The sequence below is a fragment of the Embleya sp. NPDC050493 genome (genome assembly GCF_044458105.1).
GTDB lineage: Bacteria > Actinomycetota > Actinomycetes > Streptomycetales > Streptomycetaceae > Embleya.
Genome location: NZ_JBITHP010000012.1, coordinates 114517 through 130605, shown reverse-complemented (window position 1 = coordinate 130605; position 16089 = coordinate 114517). Strand labels below are relative to the sequence as shown.

The following is a 16089-nucleotide window of genomic DNA, read 5'->3' as shown; positions in this document are numbered from 1 at the left end:
CCTTGCGGAAGCCGTCACACGCGCCCCCGACTGTCCCCGATGATGATGGCAGCGCTTGCCAGGATCGGTAACTCGGTTCCTGCAGAGCGTCCCGTCGTTCGTCTGCGCACGGCATCTGTAGGCCATGGCCGGAGTATGACAACACGTACCAAGTACCAACAAGAACGCCTATCAGCCATCTCCGCACCGAAATTGCGCCGAGGGTCAAAACCGTGCCGCGCGCCGGCCATCAGCAAGCGCCGCGAGCAGCCTCAAGCGGATCCCGACGCTCAACGTCGGTGTCGCACCGGCGGGTGAGCACGATGGCTCGGTCCGTGCCCACCCGCCGGACAGTGAGGTCCCGGGAGAAGTGCGGCACGAGCCGCAGCGTCAGCAGCGCGGGGCAACAATGTAGACCTGCCAGGAGTCGAACTCATCGGGCATCTCGCGCCATTGAACACCCGCCCGAGATCGCCAGATCACCCCGTCGACGGGTCGCGCAGTCTCTCGGGATAGGGGTCGTACTCGCCGATCGGCAGGGTCCGGGGTGCCGGTCGAGTTGCCGGCGGACGCGGCGGGCGTGCGCCCGGGTTGCGAGGTGTGTGACTCCTTCACCAAGGGCGAATGATCGTGTTGGTGTCCAGAGTTACAGAGCCGTTGACGGCCAGGACCTGGCCGTTGACCGTCACGCCGGCATTCACGGTGATCGAAGTCTGGGCCAGGACCCTTCCTGCAAAGTCGGTGTCGGTGCCCAGAGTGGCTGAACTACCGATCAGCCAGATGACGTTCCTGGCTGTGGCGCCGTTGATGAGGAGCACTCGGCTCGCGGTTGCCGTCGTCAGGGTCGATCCGATTTGGAAGATCCAGTCGGCGTTGCGGTCGCCCTGGGCATCCAGCGTGAGCGTGCCGGTGAGCCCGATGGAAGAGGCGGCGTTGTAGACGCCGGGAGGCAATGTCACGTCGCCGAGGTCTCCGGTGATGCCGGCGTCCGGGATCTGCTCGACGCCGTCGTTGTATGTCGTGACCAGGTTGGCATGGCCTGCGACGGCGGCTGTGTCCGAGTTGTGGATACTTCCGTTGACCTGGCCGGGCGGGAATCCGGTGATGGACACTCCCGGGCTTACTCCGACATCTCCGGTAACGCTCGTAAGTCCGGTGTTGGTGACCGACGCTCCGCCCAGGACCGCGAAGAGTCCCAGATAGGTGTAGGCGTCCGAAGCGGTGGTGGTGCCACCGAGGGTGGTGACGGAGACATCGGCCAGGCCGAGCTCTCCGGCCGGCAGCACGGCGTCGATCTCAGTGTCGGAGGCGACCCGGAAGGAGAGGGCGGCTATGCCGCCGAAGGTAACGCTCGTGGCGTAGGAGAACGCGGTCCCGGTGATGACGACGAGATTGCCGCCGTCCACCGGTCCCGAGTCGAGGGTGACGGCGGTAATGGAGGGCGAGTTGAGATAGGTATAAATGACTCCGCCGGCGATTCCGCCCCTGGTGATCACGGTAACCCCTACCGGCCCCGCGGAGGCCGCCGCCGGGACGGTCACGGTGAGCCGGCCGTCCGAGTCGACGGTGAACACGGCGGTCTGCGTACCGAATCCGACTTCGCTCGTGGTGTAGAGACCGAGGCCGGTGAAGATCACCGTATTGCCACCTCCCAGCGGACCCGCCGGAGGCGGGTCGATGCGGAAGGAGGGTGGCGGCAGGTAGTAGAAGGTGCCCACGATCCCCGTTCCGCCGGCGGTTGTGACGGAGACCGGGACGGCGCCGTGACCGGAAGGGGTGATGGTGTCGGTCGTGGTGTCGCTGACGACCATGAAGCTCGCAGCCTGGCGGGAGCCGTAGCGCACGGCGGTGGTTCCGGTGAAGTGGCTCCCGGCAAGGGTCACCGCGTCACCGCCGCCGGTGGATCCCTGGTTCGGTGAGACCGGCATGGGGCGCCCCCTTGGACGAACGCCGACGGACGGGGGAGCGTCTCGAACCAGTCCCCCTTCGACGACACAACGGTTCAATTACACCAAGTAACCCATCGGGTGCAAACCGGTGTCAATAGGCAAGGACTCATGCCGCCCACCACGGAGGTCGTGACGGTCTGAACCCGACACGCTTTGCCAGCCGGTGCGAGGGCGGGTCGGAAATGTGGTTGACGGCCGCCGGTCTGTGGCGGTCGGATGGCGACTCATGAGTGCGGTTCCGATGCATCCCGATCTGCATCCCATCGACGAGGAACTCGTGCGGCGGTTGGTGGCCGGGCGGTTTCCGCAGTGGGCCGGGGCGGCGGTGCGGCGGTTCCCCTCGGGGGGCACGGTCAACGCGATATACCGGCTCGGCGACGACATGCTCGTACGGCTCCCGTTGGGCAGGAGCGGGGCCAAGGACGTGGCGCTGGAGCGGGAGTGGCTGCCTCGACTCGCGCCGCTGCTGCCTACGGGCGTTCCCGAGATGCTCGGGGTCGGCGAGCCCGCCGAGGGGTATCCGTGGCCGTGGTCGGTGTACCGGTGGCAGGCGGGCGGGAATCCCGAGGCCGGGGCGTTGGCGGAGCCCGTGGCGCTCGCCGAGGATCTTGCCCGCTTCGTGGCGGCGATGCGGGCCGTCGACCTGCCGGCTGCGCCGCCCGCCTATCGGGGTGGGCCGCTCGCCCGGCTCGATGCCTCGACCCGGGCCGCGATCGAGGAGTTGCGCGGCATCCCGGAGGAGGGCATCGACTGCGACGGCTTGATCGCCGTGTGGGAGGACGCCCTCCGGGCCCCCGCCTGGGACGGGCCGCCGGTGTGGCTGCACGCCGATCTGATGCCGGGCAACCTCCTGGTGGACGGTGCCGGCCGGCTGACCTCGGTGATCGACTTCGGGTGCATGGGCGTTGGTGATCCGGCGTGCGATCTGATCCCGGCTTGGAATCTGCTGCCGGCCGGCGCACGGCAGGTCTTCCGCGCGGCACTCGACGTGGACGACGCGACCTGGCGCCGCGGCCGGGGCCGCACCCTCTCCCAGGCCGTGATCGCACTGCCGTACTACCGCACCACGAACCCGGCGATGGCCGACAACGCCCGCCACGTGATCCGGGCCGTGCCGGAACGGGATTGATCCCGGCGCCATTCGACCGTGTTCGGTGGCGGCGCCGATCGGGGTGGTGGCGCCGGGAGGACACCGGCTCGGCTCGGATGCCTTCGACCATGCCCGGTGGCAACGTCGATCCTTGACATCAAGTGCGCTTGAAGTTCTAGGTTCCGGGTTCGAGACGAGCGTCCGGGGCGGACTCGGGCGGCACGGCGGATACGGACGGAGCGCGGCGGACATGGCGACGTACACCGAGATCGAACGGGCGTACCTGCTCGGCCAGGGCCTGGGGCGATTGGCGACCGTGGGACCCGATGGCGAGCCGCAGGTGCGGCCCGTCGGCTTCCGGCTCAACGAGGACGGGACGGTCGACATCGGCGGGCCCAAGCTCAGCGCGAGCAAAAAGTGGCGCAACGCGGAGCGCAATCCGGCCGTGGCGTTCGTCGTGGACGACATGACGCCGGACGAGCCGGGGGCGTACAAGCCGGGCTGGGGGCGCGGCGTGGAGATCCGCGGCCGGGCCGAGTTGCTGCGCGACCACGAACCCCCGCTGGCGGTGGGGTTCTTCAGCAACGAGGTGCTGCGGATCCACCCCGAGCGGGTGATCGGCTGGAACCTCGAGGACGGCGGCAGCGGCACCGGTTCCTGACCCGAACGAGTGCGGGCGCGCGGAGCATCCTCCGGGCGCCGCCACACCCGGCACGATACGCACGCGGCCGGTCGCCGCCGCCCGTCGTCGACCCCGCGCGCGCGGCGCCCGGACCGTCCGGCGGCACCAGCCTTCCGGACCCGACCCGTCCACCCGCCCCGAGCGAAGCGCGACCGCACGCGGACGGCCCGGGCGGCGTCGGCCCTCCCGATCCGTCCTGTCCCGAGCATGCGCGACCGCACGCGACGCTGCGCCCCACCCCGAACAAAGCACGAACACACCCAGACCGTCCCGGCGGCGTCGGCCCTCCGGATCCGCCCCACCCCGAGCAAACCGCGAACGCACCCGGACCGTCCGGCCCATCGCCCCCCGAACCGCCCCACCCCGCGCGAAGCGCGACCGCGCGCGACACTCCGACCGGCCGACATCGCCCGGCTGCCCGGGCGATGTCGGTCCGCGTGCCTACTGTGGCCGTATGAAGATCCGCCGCGTGGTACCCAGCGTCTCCGCCACCGAGCTCGGCCCCAATCGGGACTTCTATCAGGACTTCCTCGGCTTCGAGCCGGGCATGGACGAGCCCGGGTTCCTGATGTTCCGCTCGCCGAGCAATCCGACCGCGCAGGTGATCGTGGTCACCGACGAGTGCGACTGGGACGCCCAGTCCGGCCGCACGGCGATGTCGATCGAGGTCGAGGACGTCGACGCGGCCTATGCCCAGGCGCGCGATCGGGGCTACGAGATCGTGTACCCGATCACCGACGAGGCGTGGGGTGTACGCCGCTTCTTCGTCCGCGACCCCAACGGCTACGTGCTCAACATCAACATGCACATCGCCGACCGGGGCTGAGCCCGCCGCCGCCCGACGGCCGACTCCTCCGGCCGAGCCACCGGGTCACCGACCGCCGATCGAGGCCCCCAGCGCGTGACCGCCGAAGCCGTCGTCCGCGTGCTGGGCGGCCCACCAGTCGACCATGTGCTCCGCCGTCATGACGGTCCAGTCCGGGGTGTCCTCGACCATCGCGTAGCCCATCGCCCTGGCCACCCGGACCAGGTCCGCGCCCGCCGGTTGCCGCTCCGCCCGGTAGCGCGCCAGCACGTCGTCCCACGAACCGTCCCGGCCCACCTCCCGGCACGCCGTCTCGAAGGCCACCGCGTCCTGGATGCCCTTGACCGCGCCGCTGGCCACGTGCGGACGGGCGATCGCCGCCGCGTCACCGGCGACCAGCGCGCGCCCGCTCGTATAGGCGTCCACCACCAGGTCGTTGATCGGCTGGATCAACGTCTCGCTCTCGGGTGTGGCGGTCACCAGGTCGGCCCAGAACGGCGGGAAGTACTTGCGGGCCAGTTCCAGCAGCGCCGGACGCGGGTTGTCCGTGCCGCCCACGGCGCTGTACAGGCCCCATGACAGCCGGTCGCCCTCGCTGCCCGGAATGCGGTACATCACGCCCTGGCCGTTCGGTATGCAGACCGAGATCAGGTGATCCATCGGCTCGTGCTCCCACGCACAACTCCCGCGCCACATCGTGTAGCCCGCGTATCGCGGCACGGCGTCCGGGAACAGCGCGCTACGCACGGCGGAGCCGTACCCGTCCGCGCCGACCACCACGTCGTAGTGCTCCCGGGTGCCGTCCGGCAGTACCACCTCGCCGTCCTCGCCCAGGGTGACGGGCGTGCCGCCGCGGTAGTCCACCTCGGCCGGCACCCGGCGGCGCAACCCCTGCCACAACTGACCCCAGTTGTACATCCGGAACGCGGCGGACTGGTCCCAGAGCAACCGGCCTCGCGGTGAACTCCCGTCGTCGACGAGCCACTTGCGCCCGACCACGTTGCGCCACGGGGTGCTGTCGTCGATGTAGCCGGCCGCCTCCAGCTCCACATAGCGGTCGACGTGCAACGCGATGCCCACGCCCCGGTCGGCGAGTTCGCCGGTGGTGCGCTCGTACACGGTCACCTCGGCCCCGCCGCGCGCCGCCGCCAGTGCGAAGGCGCAGCCCGTGATACTTCCGCCGACCACGGCGACCCTGCCTATCGGCATGCCCATCTCCCCTTGTCCGCATCCGACTTCGTACGGATGTCCGAACGCGTTGGCGTCCGGAAGGACCCTACGGGATGTCGGCGGCGATCCGATCACGGACAACGACCAGTTGGGCCCGCCGGGTTTCGTCGAACCGAATCTCGGCCCATTCCGTGCTCTCGTTGACCGGAAGTCGACGCCGGTCCTCGATCAACGCGGTCAGCCGCGGCAACGCACCGGCCGCATGCCGCCCCATGTCCGCCAACACCGGCAGCGCGTGCGCGCCGACGTACTGATCCCCGGCCACGGCGGACAATTCGGCAACGAGCCGATCCGCGATCCCGGCATCCGCGACACCCCGGTGTCGCCAAACCACCCCGGCCAACTCGTACTTGAGCACCGACTCGGGCTCGAACAGGGCCATCGCCTGCCGACCCTGACGCTCGGTCAACCCACCGCACGCCATCAGCCCGATCAGCGCTCGGCCGACCCGGCGCCGGGACTCGACCACGTCGACCGGCTGTTCCGCCAACCACGCATCGACGTCCGCTCGCCCATCCGGCGGCCGGCGGGCGGCGAAGACCGCGTCCAACTCCGGCAGCACCGCCTCGACCGGTGCCGGCGCGCCCGGTTCGTCCGACCACACGTCGCCGAGGTCGTCCGCTTGCGCCGCCCACAGGTCGACCGCCGCCCGCCACAGGTTTACGGACAGCCGCAACACCCGCAACGTCTCCGCACGCAGCGCCGGATCCGAGCCGGCCGCGACCTCGGCCAAGGCGGGCAGGAGTTCGACCGGGCCGGTACGCCACAGGCGAATCGCCGCCGCCGCCATGTCCAGCCCGACCCACCGCACATTCGGGTCCTCGGCCGCGAGCAGCAGCCGCACGATGCGATGACACTCGTCCTCGTGATCGTTGCGAGCCAATCGCCACGCCCAGGTCGAGCCCCAGGATCGGGCGCCGGGCCCGACTCGGCGCACCGCCGCCGGCAGATCGGCCGAGATCGCCTCGTTCAGCGCCTGAAGCCATGCCCACGGCACGCCTTCCACACCCAGCAGCCCCAGCGCGGCCACCACGCGCACCGCCGGATCGCCGTCCTCCAGGAGTTGCGTGAGCACGTCCTCGAACGCACCGGCTCGCCCGAGCAGGGCCGTCACGCCCGCCACCCGCACGTCCGGATCGGCCAGGTCCGGCAACCGCGCCGACACCGTCTCGGCATCGTGCGTCGCCACGAACAGGTCCGCCGCCGCGACTCGCACACCCGGCTCCGGGTCCACCACGTACGCCGCGGCGCGCTCGCCGACGATCGGCCAGGTTTGCCCGAACTCGGCCAGCGAACACAGCAGTTCGATCGCGCTCACCCGCTCCTCGGCCGCTCCCGCATCGGCGCGGGCGAGCAGCAGCCCGGTCATCGGTCCGTCCCGGTCCGCGCGTACCGCCTCGAAGATCGCCGTGCGCCGCACACCCACCGTGGCCGCCGCGCCGGAGGTCACGGCCCGTCTCGGCATCTCTTCATCGGTCATCGTGCCCGACGGTGTCACATCGGGCCGGTGCGCCCCAGCCGATCCCCGTCGGCCGTCAGGGGCGCTCGGCTCCCGTCCCGGCGCTGCCACAGGCTTCCTCGCCCTGCGGTCGCCCGGCAGGCTCGGGCGGGGTCGCGTGCGTCGACGCGGTCAGGTGCATCGTCATCCGGACCACCACGCCCTCGGCACACTCCGCCACTTCGACCTCGTCGCACAACGCGCGGGCGATCCACAACCCGCGGCCGGGGGTCTCGTGTTTGTCGGTCAGTCTCGGGAAGGCCCGCCGTCGGCAGCCGTTGTGCTCGTCGCTACTCGCGTGGATCTCACACACCACCCGGCCCATGCGGGGCACACAGCGCAGCAGGGCGGGCTTCGAGCCGCTCGTGACCGCACACGCGGCGATCTCGTGCACCGCCAGGACCAGACAGTCGGGTCGGTCGTCGGCCAGGCCGACCGCGTCGGCGTGCCGGCGCACCACCGCGCGCACCAGGCACAGGTCCGAAGCACCGAAGGGCAACACCTCCACCGGACCGCCGCCGGTACAGGCGCGGGCGTGATCGTGCTTCGGGCCGGTCACTGCGCTCCCCCACTACGCTCCCCGGACGGACGGTCCCCGTCCACGATCAAGCCACCGGTGCCGCTCCAGCCGAGCAGGTCGAGCACCTTGCGTACGGCCGGCCCCGGAGCGCGCAGCACCAGCCGCCGGTCCGGGCTCAGCGCGGCGGCGGTCCGGTACAACGATTCCATCGCGCACAGGTCGGCGAACTCCAGCGCGGACAGGTCGACCACCAGGTCACGTCCCGACTGAGCCGCCGTGGCCCTCCGCAGCGCATCCTCCAACAGGGCGCGGGTCGCCACGTCGGCCTCGCCGATCAGTCGCAGACCCCTGGTCGTGTCGGCGACCTGGAGGCTGGGCGGACGAGCGCGCCCGGTGCCCGCGACGAGCGGGTGCAATCGTTCCTGGGCGTCGACCTGGACGGAGCTGAACTCGCGCGGATCGTAGAGGCAGAAGCCCATCGCCTGACGGCCGGGAAGGCCCAGGCCCGCGAGTCGTTCGAACTCGTGCAGGTCGTCGTACGCGACGCCGCCCGCCGGGCCCCATGTCATGTCGCCGCACACCCGCAGGCCTCGAAAGCCGTCCGCCAGTGCCTGCTCCACCGCGGTGAAGAACGTCTTCGCCATCCCCTCGGGCGAGAACTCGCCCTCCCACAGCGGCGTTCGGCCGACGTCGACGACCACGAGCGAGCCGTCGGCCTCACGTTCGGCCGGCCATGTGGGTCCTTCGGAGAGCGTACTCATCAGCCAGGTCCGGTCGCGCCGACCGAGCAGACACAGCACTCGGTCGTCGGCGGACAGGCCGTCCCGAACGTAGCTGTGCACCGCGAGCCGGACGATCTCCTCGTCGGCCGACACGAAGCAACAGTGGCTTCCGTATGCCATCGATCCCACCGCGGCCACCGTGGCCCCGGCCTGGGAAGTGTCCATCTGCGTATGCCCCCTGGTCCTGGTGCGCCGCGGGCGGACCCGGGCGCTCGTCCCGCTCCAGACCGTAGACCCACCAGGTGGTGTCATCGAGCGAAAACAGTCCAGAAAGCTTCTTTCGGGGGTATCGGCCGCCCGGTCGAGGCACAATCGTTGGTTCCCGGTCACCACCTCGACCGGGCTACGAACCGGCGCCGGGTGCGACAACGTCTGCTCCGTCGCGGTGTCCGGTGCCATGCCTCGATGCGCCGCGGGAACGTTCTCGTACGGGACTACGGGAGTACGGGACTACGTGACCACCGGGCCACCGGAACGCTCGGACCGCTCGAACGTTTCGGCGGGGCGGCAAAGCGCCGTGCCGGGCGCCACGACAGGGCGCACGCCGCCGGGCGCGCCAGCGGCCTCCTCGCGATCGCGACCGCGACCGCGAACCCGATCGGGTGACGCCGACATCGGTTGGCCCAATACCACCCGGGTGCCGATCGTTCGGCGGCTAGTGCCGCGCCCGGCAACGTTTGCCCCGTCGCGGTGTTCGGTGCGGTGCATCGGCGTGCCGCCGGAACGTTCTCGTACTGGAGTACTCGGACGTTTCGGCGGGGCGGCGAGGTGCCGTGCCGGGCGCCGCGACGGGGTGAACGTTGCCGGGCGCGGCACTAGCGTCCTGACGAAACCCACTCGTCCCAGGGAAGGCATTGACCACGCATGCCCCGGCGCAGCGCGCCATCGGGCCCGACTCGCCGCGCGTCGACACGGTCGACATGACGCCCCGTCAGGCCATTCGGAAGAACCTGCAAGGAGTTTGCTGAGCCATGCGCGTCGCCATCACCGGAGCCACCGGATTCCTCGGTCTCCATCTGCTCCGCGAACTACTCGACCGACACCGCACGATCACCGTGCTCTCGCACGCGGGCTCGCGCGGCGCGATCGACCGGATTCGGTCCTTTCTGGAAGTCACCGCCGCTCCCGACGAGTTGGTGCGGCGACTTCCCGAACGGCTGCGGATCGTCGAGACCGACCTGACGCAGCCTCGACTGGGCCTGTCCCGGTCGGACTTCACCTCGCTGGCCGATTCGATCGATGTGATCTGGCACTGCGCCGGCGATCGCCGGATCGACGCGACGTTGGCCGAGCTGCGTCCGGTCAACGTCGAAGGCACCCGGCATCTCCTGGAGTTGGCCGAGGTCGGCCGGCGTCGGCCGCGCATGTTGCACATCAGCACCGCGTATGTGGCCGGCTCCCGGCGCGACGGCACGGTGAAAGAGGAACTGCCGGACGATTCGGGCGGTTTCGAGAACGACTACGAGCGATCCCGGTACGAGGCCGAGGTGCTCGTCCGGGACTGGGCCGCACGATCGGGCCGGGCGGCGATGATCCTGCGGCCGACCACGCTGGTCTCCGACAGGCCCGGCGTGCCGGGAAATACGCTGCGATACATGGTCGAACGCGCCGAGGCGACCGGCGGTTGCGCGGCGCTGGGCTGGGCGGCGCGGTTGCCGCGGCGGATGCGGCCGGTCCTGCGCCTGATCTCGGCGCCGGAGGGCCGGCTCAACTTCGTGCCGGTGCACGAGGCCGCTCGGGTGATGACCAGGCTCGCCGACCTCGCCGGATCGGGTGGCGTGGACGTCTACCACGTACGGCATCCGCACGACGTGCCGATCGAGGTCGTGCGCGAGGTGTTGGCCGAATTCCTGCCGGTCCGGCTGCGGTTCGTGGCCGAGCCGCCCGCCGGACCGACCGGCGTGGAGCGGCTCGCGGCGGCGCACACCGCGTTCATGCCGTATCTGACGCACCGTCGCGGCTATGACGACTCGGGTGTGCGGGCGCTGCTCGGCGAGCCGCGCTCGGCCGTCGGGATCGACCGGGACTACCTGGTGGACTGCGTCCGGCCGGGTCGCAGCGGGCGGCGGGTCGGCGCGCAGCGGCACCCGCACCCCGAGCACGGTCGGGCGGAGCGGGCCGGGTCGGTCGAACTCGGGTGCGTGTTGCGCTTTCGCGGCCTCGCGCCGACCGTCGAGGATCTGCGCGAGGCGGTGGCGGCGCGGCTGTGGCGGGTGCCCACGCTCGCGTACCGCACGGACGGCGGCCATCGCCGACGCGGCCCGCTGGATCCGGCCCGGCACGTACACGCGCACCCGATCGGTCCGGATCGCCTCGACACCGCCGTGGACGAAGCGCTCGCGGCCCGGCTGCCGCGGGATCGGCCGCTATGGGAGGCCCGGCTCGTACACGGCCACGCGCACGACGAATGGGCGGTGATCGTCAAGGCGCACCCCGCCCTGCTGGACGGCGCGTCGGTGGTCGAGGTGAGTCGGCGGCTGTTCGGCGTGGAGCCGATCGACGCCGCACCGGCGCATCCGGCGGCGGTCAGCGATCCGGGCGCGTGCGCCCGCGTACGGCGCCTGCTCCCGCCGGCCACCCGGCCGTTCGCCACCCGGGGGTTGACCGGCACGCGGCGCCTGGCCTGGCTGGGCCTGGACGCCGAGCGGCTGCATCCGGCGGGGGCCGACCCGGACGCGCTGTTCCTCGCCGCGCTCGCGGGCGCGCTGCGGGACTGCGCGGGTGTCCCGTGGCGGCGCGGGCCACGACCGGTCTGGGCGCTCGTCCCGACCCCTTCCGGCGCGGCGGAACCGGGTGCGCACGCCCGGCCCACGCGGGTGCGGCTGCCGTGCGACCAGACGGATCCCGCACGACGCCTGGCCCTGGTCACGGAGGCGATCCGGGCGGCGCACCCGGCTTCCGGCGCGCGTTGGCACGCGCGGGCGGCGACGTCACCGTGGCAGGTCGACCTGGTGGCGGGCCCGATCCACCGGTGGTTGCGCCGACCGTACGCATTCCGCGGGTCGCCGCTGATCGGCGCGGTCCCCTTCGGCGGCCTGCCCCGAGGCATGCCGTTCGGGATGTTCCTCGCCACCTTCGAGGACACCCTGTACGTCAGCGCCGTCGCCGACACCGGCCTGCCGGCGGAGTTGGCCGAGTCCCTGTGCACGTCGTGGTCGACGGCCCTGGACGAACTACCGAGGGACTGAGACGCGGCGCGGGGGTCGCCGAGGCGAGGGCGGTGTTCGGAGTCGGCGGAGGCGGTTGCGGGCTGCTTGCTCGGCTTCGCGCCGACTTTGCGGTGGTCATGGCCTTTCCTCCTGCGGTGGCAGGTTCGATCTGCCTCACGTCCGTTCGGGCCGGTACTGCCCCACACCCACGAGCGGGGCGGCACCCGGCCTTCGCTCCCACCCGCCTCGGCGCGACCCGCTTCGGTCCGCTCAGACCAGGTGTCGCCACACGTCCGCGTCGGCCGTGGCGCTCCATGTCGCGTCGCCGTGGCCGTAGTCCGGGACGACGGTGAAGCTCACCTTCGGGTTGCCGCCGGCCCGGATCAGATCGGCGCCGAGCGGGTGGTCGCCGCGGCCCAGGGCCGTGTTCACCCAGGTGACCTCGGCGTCGATGGCCGACCAGTCGATCCGGTAGACCGACTCCTCGCCGGCCCAGATCGCGGTCAGGTCGCGTAGCAGCGCGGTCGGGATCAGACCACCGCCGAACCGCGCGGTGGCCTCGGCCCACACCGACAGCGGACCGTGCGCGAGGCCGAACCGGTCCTCGGCCGGTGTCGCGCCGAAGGCGAAACTCCCTGCGGCGAAGCCCTGTTCGTAGACCCAGTTGGTCGGTCCCGGCAGGCTGCTCGTATGGATCAGCGCAAAATGGGCGAGTGCCGCGTTGGTGAACCTCGTGTTCGGATCGACCGGTCGCGGCACCGCCGAAACCCCATCCGGGTCGCCGACCGCGCGCGCGAGCAGGCCCTTGAGGCCCGGGTCGTTCGCGTACGTGCCGGCGGCGAGCTGCCGATCGAGCGCGGCCCTGGTCCGGGCGGCGCGGATCGCCAGGTCGCCCTCGTACGGCCCGGTCGTATCCAGCACCATCACCCGCCGCAGCCTGGCCGGCCGGTCCGCGGCGAGGTCCAGCGCGAGCGCGGCACCCGCGGAGTGGCCGAGCAGTTCGTAGGGCACCCGCAGCGCCGAGTCGACCGCGTCGATGACCTTGTGCGCGTCCCGCTTGTGCGCGGCCAGGCCCCATGCGGCGGTGAGGTCGGCGGGCGCCGCGTCGTTCTCGCGCGGTGAGATGCCGATCACGAGATAGCCGCGTTCGCGCAGGTGGTGGGCGAGGTTGTGGGCGGTGGGGGTGAAGAAGTTCGAGGAGAAGTCGAGGCCGCCGCCCGGGAGCAGATAGACGAGCCGGCGCGGCAGATGTCGGGTGTCCGCGACCACGTCCACCACCAACGGCACGGCCCCGTCCCGCACTTCCAGCCGGGTCCGGGTCCACTCCGGGCCGTGCTCGCGCCCACGCACCTCGAGGTCGCCGTCCAGGGCGCCGGCGATACGCTCCGCCGCCGGCTGCGCCCGCGCGCTACCCGCCCCCAGGCCCACCAATGCCGGAGCCGCCAGCACCGCCAACGCCTTCCTGCGCCGCATCCCGTCTCCCAACCTCGCCCCACCCCAGCCTGCCCACCGTCCCCACCCCACAAGCCCCCGCAACCCCGCAACACACCGGCCACGGAACCGGGTTCGATGGGCGCAACGGGCACGACGCGACGAACGCGGCGGACGTCGGCGAACGCGACGAGCTCGGCGGGGCGCGACGAACGCGGCAAGGAAGCGCCGAGCGCAGCGCATCACGGCGATGTCGGCCACCCCGGGTGATGGGGTGGCCGACATCGCGGTTGTGGGGCGTGCGGGGGCGCGTTGCGGGGGGGTGGTTTGCGGGAGGGCTTGCCGACTAGTCGGGGTCGGTGGTGGCGGTGGCGGAGGTGAGGTCGGCGAAGCGGGCGGCGGCGATCAGGTGGGGGTCGCCGGTGCGGAGTGCGTCCTCGACCAGGGCGGTGGCCAGCGCCGGGTCCCGTCGGGCGACCGAGAGGTAGGGCAAGGCGCGCAGCACGGCCCGGCGTTCGTGGGCGTCGCCGCGCCAGTACAGGGTGCGCAGGTGGGCGGACAGGTCGCCCTCGGGGGTGCGCGTCGCCAGTTCGGCCAGGGCCAGCACGCGCGCGGCGTCGTCGCAGGTCCAACCGGGCAGCCCGATCAGCGGGGCCCGGCCACATGTGCGGCCGGCGGCGGCGAACACGGTGAAGTCGGCGAGGGTGGGCCAGTCCTGGCTGCCCGGTTTGGCGGACGCGGTGAACGCGCTTCGCAGAGCTGCGATCGGCGGGTGGGGCATGGGCGGATTCCTCCCGGTGGCGGCGATGCGGAGTACGCATTCGTGGCTGTGCGTTCCCCATCCGGAGTGATCGCCAATCGACGAATCGCAGGCGGACGCATCGGCCCACGCCGGACGTGCCGGCGCCATACGTTTCAAGCCGATTCACATTTCCGGCAAAGCCCATGAATTGCCGCAAACAATCGCTCCCGCACCCGGTACCGCCCGCGCCCCGCCCGCACCACCCGGCCGCGGAGGCGCACACGGCGCGCGTACGGCGCAAACTTGACCTTCAGCGAACCGTTCGCGAACCGTTGGCAGGCTGACGTGGGCGTTCGCGAGATCTACCGTTGGTCCATGGTTCGTGAACCGCTCGTCGAGGTCAGTGTCGTGATCGCCGCGCCCGCCGAGGCGGTCTGGCATGCCCTCGTGGACGCGGACACGCGCGCCCTGTGGTGGAGCTACCTGGACCTGGACGCGCGGGTGAACGGCCGGCTGTCCGAGCGCTGGAGCGGAGCCGACGGCGAGGCCCGACTGACCACCGGTCGAGTGGAGGCGCTCGACCCGTGCCGGCTGCTGCGGTTCACCTGGGCCGACGACGACTGGGCGGTGTCCACGACGGTGACCATCGAGCTGACCCGGGCCCGCCCGGGTACCCAACTCCGGGTCCGCGAGACCGGCTGGAACCGCCTCGCGGACGGCCCGAACCTCGCCGCCGCACACCGCGACGGCTGGGGCGCCCACGTCGAAGACCTGCGCCGCTTCACCGAAGCCGCCGGCGGCCCCCGCTGATGACCACGCCCCCACCCGGGCCGCGCGGCAGGCAGGTCGGCAACCGGTTCACCCGGCAATCACCGAGACGTCGACCGCCCGCCCGTCCGGATCGGTCAGCCGGTGCCGCCCCGCCGGGAGCGGCGAGGTCTCCAGCGTCAGGCCGAGTCGCAGATATCCGGTGAGCCGATCGGGCCGCGCCGGATACAGCTCCACCACGACACCGTCGGCAAGGGTCGCCGCGTAGTGCTCGGGGCCGGTCCCATGGCGCTCGCGGACCAGATCGAGGCCAAGCGATGCGTAGAAGTCGCGGCACGCATCGAGCCGCGACGTATAGACGACGATCAGTCCCAACGACATGGCTGCCAGTCAAGCACGGCACCGCCCGCCCATCCGACTCTCCCGACGCGAACCGACCCGCACCGTGACCGACGACCCACGGACCACGACCCGCCACGCACCACCCACGACCGACGACCCGCGGTCGACAACCCACGCCCGACCCGTGGTCGCCGACGGTTGACGTCGGCACGGGCGGTAGTGTTGTGCCGCCGCTCGGAGGACGAACGGCGGAGCGAGCCGACGGCGGCTCGTGCGACCGGTTCGGCCGGTGGCACGGTCGCGCGGCTGCACCACTTTTGGGAGTCATCGTGTTGAACGCCCTCGGCGCCCTCGCCGAACTCACCCCTTTCGTCGTGGTCGCGGTCGGCTTCACGTTCGTGATCCGCGGCATCCTGCGTGCGGACCGGCGCGAGCGCGAGCACTACGCAAAGAAGGACGCCGAAGCGCAGACGCACTCGTCCTGACCGTTCGGCGTTCGGCCTTCGACAGTCGTTTCCCAGCGGTCGTCCCGAGGCCCGACGCCCGAGGGGCCGGTGGTGCCCGCCGATTGCCCGGCTCCGAGCCGGACCGACCCGCCCGCCGCGCTTCCGGTCCGCCCACTGGTTGCGTGCGTAGGTCCCGGATACGTCGTCACTCCTCCCCGACGTGAACGTCGAGGCTCCCCGCCATGGCGGGCCCGCCCCGCGCCGCCCCGACCTCGGCGAACCCAGTCCCGCCCGCAGCCCCGCGAAGTGCTCCCACCGCGTCGGCACGCACGGTGCGGCCGCAGGCAACGCACCGGAACCTCCCCCGCAGGTCGGTCATCCTCCGGCGTCACGCCTGCCCGCACAGCCCGGCTGCCCGCCGACACGCTCCACGTCGCCCGCCGCCTCACCGCGGCCCGAATGAGACCCTGCGGCGGCGGCGCGATCAGTACATACGCCCGCCCTCCCGCTCCACCCGCCCGACCGCCCGGCGACCGACGACTGGCGACCGACGACCGACGACCGGCGCCGCACATCGACCCTCGTGTCATTGCCCCGGCAACCCACCGCGCCTCCCCGGCCCCGAATCCGCCGCGCTCCGACCCCCTACCGCGGTATCACTCCGGAGTTGGCGCCG

General features: G+C 71.8%; 14 protein-coding genes. 6 read left to right on the top strand and 8 right to left on the bottom strand.

Annotation, left to right across the window (positions count from 1 at the left end; all coding sequences use genetic code 11):
• Positions 1-590: 590 nt before the first annotated feature.
• Complete coding sequence (locus ACIBM5_RS23620) at positions 591-1907, bottom strand: ice-binding family protein (protein WP_396008627.1); 1317 nt, start codon at positions 1905-1907, stop codon at positions 591-593.
• Between the two features lie 247 nt (positions 1908-2154).
• On the opposite strand from ACIBM5_RS23620, the gene ACIBM5_RS23615 reads away from it, so the two are divergent.
• From ACIBM5_RS23615 to ACIBM5_RS23605, 3 genes are all read left to right on the top strand, one after another.
• Positions 2155-3057, top strand: a complete 903-nt coding sequence (locus ACIBM5_RS23615) for an aminoglycoside phosphotransferase family protein (protein ID WP_396008626.1) — start codon at positions 2155-2157, stop codon at positions 3055-3057.
• A gap of 211 nt (positions 3058-3268) precedes the next feature.
• Positions 3269-3679 carry a PPOX class F420-dependent oxidoreductase gene (locus ACIBM5_RS23610; protein WP_396008625.1) on the top strand — a complete coding sequence of 137 codons (411 nt, stop codon included), beginning with the start codon at positions 3269-3271 and terminating at the stop codon, positions 3677-3679.
• Positions 3680-4154: 475 nt separating this feature from the next.
• Positions 4155-4526: a VOC family protein gene (locus tag ACIBM5_RS23605; protein ID WP_396008624.1), complete on the top strand. Its 372-nt coding sequence runs from the start codon at positions 4155-4157 to the stop codon at positions 4524-4526.
• A gap of 45 nt (positions 4527-4571) precedes the next feature.
• Here the strand turns inward: ACIBM5_RS23605 and ACIBM5_RS23600 are convergent, their stop codons facing one another.
• The 4 genes from ACIBM5_RS23600 to ACIBM5_RS23585 all read right to left on the bottom strand — a co-directional run bounded on the left by ACIBM5_RS23600 (position 4572) and on the right by ACIBM5_RS23585 (position 8700).
• A complete protein-coding gene (locus tag ACIBM5_RS23600) occupies positions 4572-5714 on the bottom strand; it encodes an FAD-dependent monooxygenase (RefSeq protein ID WP_396008623.1) in 1143 nt (380 codons plus the stop codon).
• Between the two features lie 67 nt (positions 5715-5781).
• Positions 5782-7215, bottom strand: coding sequence for a hypothetical protein (locus ACIBM5_RS23595; protein ID WP_396008622.1), 1434 nt, complete (start codon positions 7213-7215; stop codon positions 5782-5784).
• Between the two features lie 55 nt (positions 7216-7270).
• Positions 7271-7792, bottom strand: coding sequence for an ATP-binding protein (locus ACIBM5_RS23590; RefSeq protein ID WP_396008621.1), 522 nt, complete (start codon positions 7790-7792; stop codon positions 7271-7273).
• Positions 7789-8700: an MEDS domain-containing protein gene (locus ACIBM5_RS23585; protein WP_391587477.1), complete on the bottom strand. Its 912-nt coding sequence runs from the start codon at positions 8698-8700 to the stop codon at positions 7789-7791. Before ACIBM5_RS23585 ends, ACIBM5_RS23590 begins: the two co-directional genes overlap by 4 nt.
• Before the next feature lie 806 nt (positions 8701-9506).
• Here ACIBM5_RS23585 and ACIBM5_RS23580 point away from each other — a divergent pair.
• Positions 9507-11723 (top strand): SDR family oxidoreductase, encoded by a 2217-nt coding sequence (locus ACIBM5_RS23580; RefSeq protein WP_396008620.1) that lies wholly within the window; start codon positions 9507-9509, stop codon positions 11721-11723.
• A gap of 231 nt (positions 11724-11954) precedes the next feature.
• Here the strand turns inward: ACIBM5_RS23580 and ACIBM5_RS23575 are convergent, their stop codons facing one another.
• Both ACIBM5_RS23575 and ACIBM5_RS23570 read right to left on the bottom strand, forming a co-directional pair.
• On the bottom strand, positions 11955-13157 hold the full coding sequence (locus ACIBM5_RS23575; protein WP_396008619.1) for an alpha/beta fold hydrolase: 1203 nt from the start codon (positions 13155-13157) through the stop codon (positions 11955-11957).
• 304 nt (positions 13158-13461) lie between these two features.
• Positions 13462-13896 (bottom strand): EboA domain-containing protein, encoded by a 435-nt coding sequence (locus tag ACIBM5_RS23570; RefSeq protein ID WP_396008618.1) that lies wholly within the window; start codon positions 13894-13896, stop codon positions 13462-13464.
• A 336-nt stretch (positions 13897-14232) separates the two neighbouring features.
• Here ACIBM5_RS23570 and ACIBM5_RS23565 point away from each other — a divergent pair, with 336 nt between their 5' ends.
• The gene (locus ACIBM5_RS23565; protein ID WP_396008617.1) at positions 14233-14667 is read left to right on the top strand and encodes an SRPBCC domain-containing protein; all 435 of its coding nucleotides are present in this window, start codon (positions 14233-14235) and stop codon (positions 14665-14667) included.
• Positions 14668-14715: 48 nt separating this feature from the next.
• Here the strand turns inward: ACIBM5_RS23565 and ACIBM5_RS23560 are convergent, their stop codons facing one another.
• Positions 14716-15006, bottom strand: coding sequence for a VOC family protein (locus tag ACIBM5_RS23560; RefSeq protein ID WP_396008616.1), 291 nt, complete (start codon positions 15004-15006; stop codon positions 14716-14718).
• Positions 15007-15296: 290 nt separating this feature from the next.
• Between ACIBM5_RS23560 and ACIBM5_RS23555 the strand changes: the two genes are divergently transcribed.
• The gene (locus ACIBM5_RS23555; protein ID WP_391587483.1) at positions 15297-15452 is read left to right on the top strand and encodes a hypothetical protein; all 156 of its coding nucleotides are present in this window, start codon (positions 15297-15299) and stop codon (positions 15450-15452) included.
• Positions 15453-16089 lie beyond the last annotated feature (637 nt).

Coding starts and splice junctions, on each gene's coding strand:
- ACIBM5_RS23620 (WP_396008627.1), bottom strand. CDS start 1,907: ATGCCGGTCTCACCGAACCAGGGATCCACCGGCGGCGGTGACGCGGTG.
- ACIBM5_RS23615 (WP_396008626.1), top strand. CDS start 2,155: ATGAGTGCGGTTCCGATGCATCCCGATCTGCATCCCATCGACGAGGAA.
- ACIBM5_RS23610 (WP_396008625.1), top strand. CDS start 3,269: ATGGCGACGTACACCGAGATCGAACGGGCGTACCTGCTCGGCCAGGGC.
- ACIBM5_RS23605 (WP_396008624.1), top strand. CDS start 4,155: ATGAAGATCCGCCGCGTGGTACCCAGCGTCTCCGCCACCGAGCTCGGC.
- ACIBM5_RS23600 (WP_396008623.1), bottom strand. CDS start 5,714: ATGCCGATAGGCAGGGTCGCCGTGGTCGGCGGAAGTATCACGGGCTGC.
- ACIBM5_RS23595 (WP_396008622.1), bottom strand. CDS start 7,215: ATGACCGATGAAGAGATGCCGAGACGGGCCGTGACCTCCGGCGCGGCG.
- ACIBM5_RS23585 (WP_391587477.1), bottom strand. CDS start 8,700: ATGGACACTTCCCAGGCCGGGGCCACGGTGGCCGCGGTGGGATCGATG.
- ACIBM5_RS23580 (WP_396008620.1), top strand. CDS start 9,507: ATGCGCGTCGCCATCACCGGAGCCACCGGATTCCTCGGTCTCCATCTG.
- ACIBM5_RS23575 (WP_396008619.1), bottom strand. CDS start 13,157: ATGCGGCGCAGGAAGGCGTTGGCGGTGCTGGCGGCTCCGGCATTGGTG.
- ACIBM5_RS23570 (WP_396008618.1), bottom strand. CDS start 13,896: ATGCCCCACCCGCCGATCGCAGCTCTGCGAAGCGCGTTCACCGCGTCC.
- ACIBM5_RS23565 (WP_396008617.1), top strand. CDS start 14,233: ATGGTTCGTGAACCGCTCGTCGAGGTCAGTGTCGTGATCGCCGCGCCC.
- ACIBM5_RS23560 (WP_396008616.1), bottom strand. CDS start 15,006: ATGTCGTTGGGACTGATCGTCGTCTATACGTCGCGGCTCGATGCGTGC.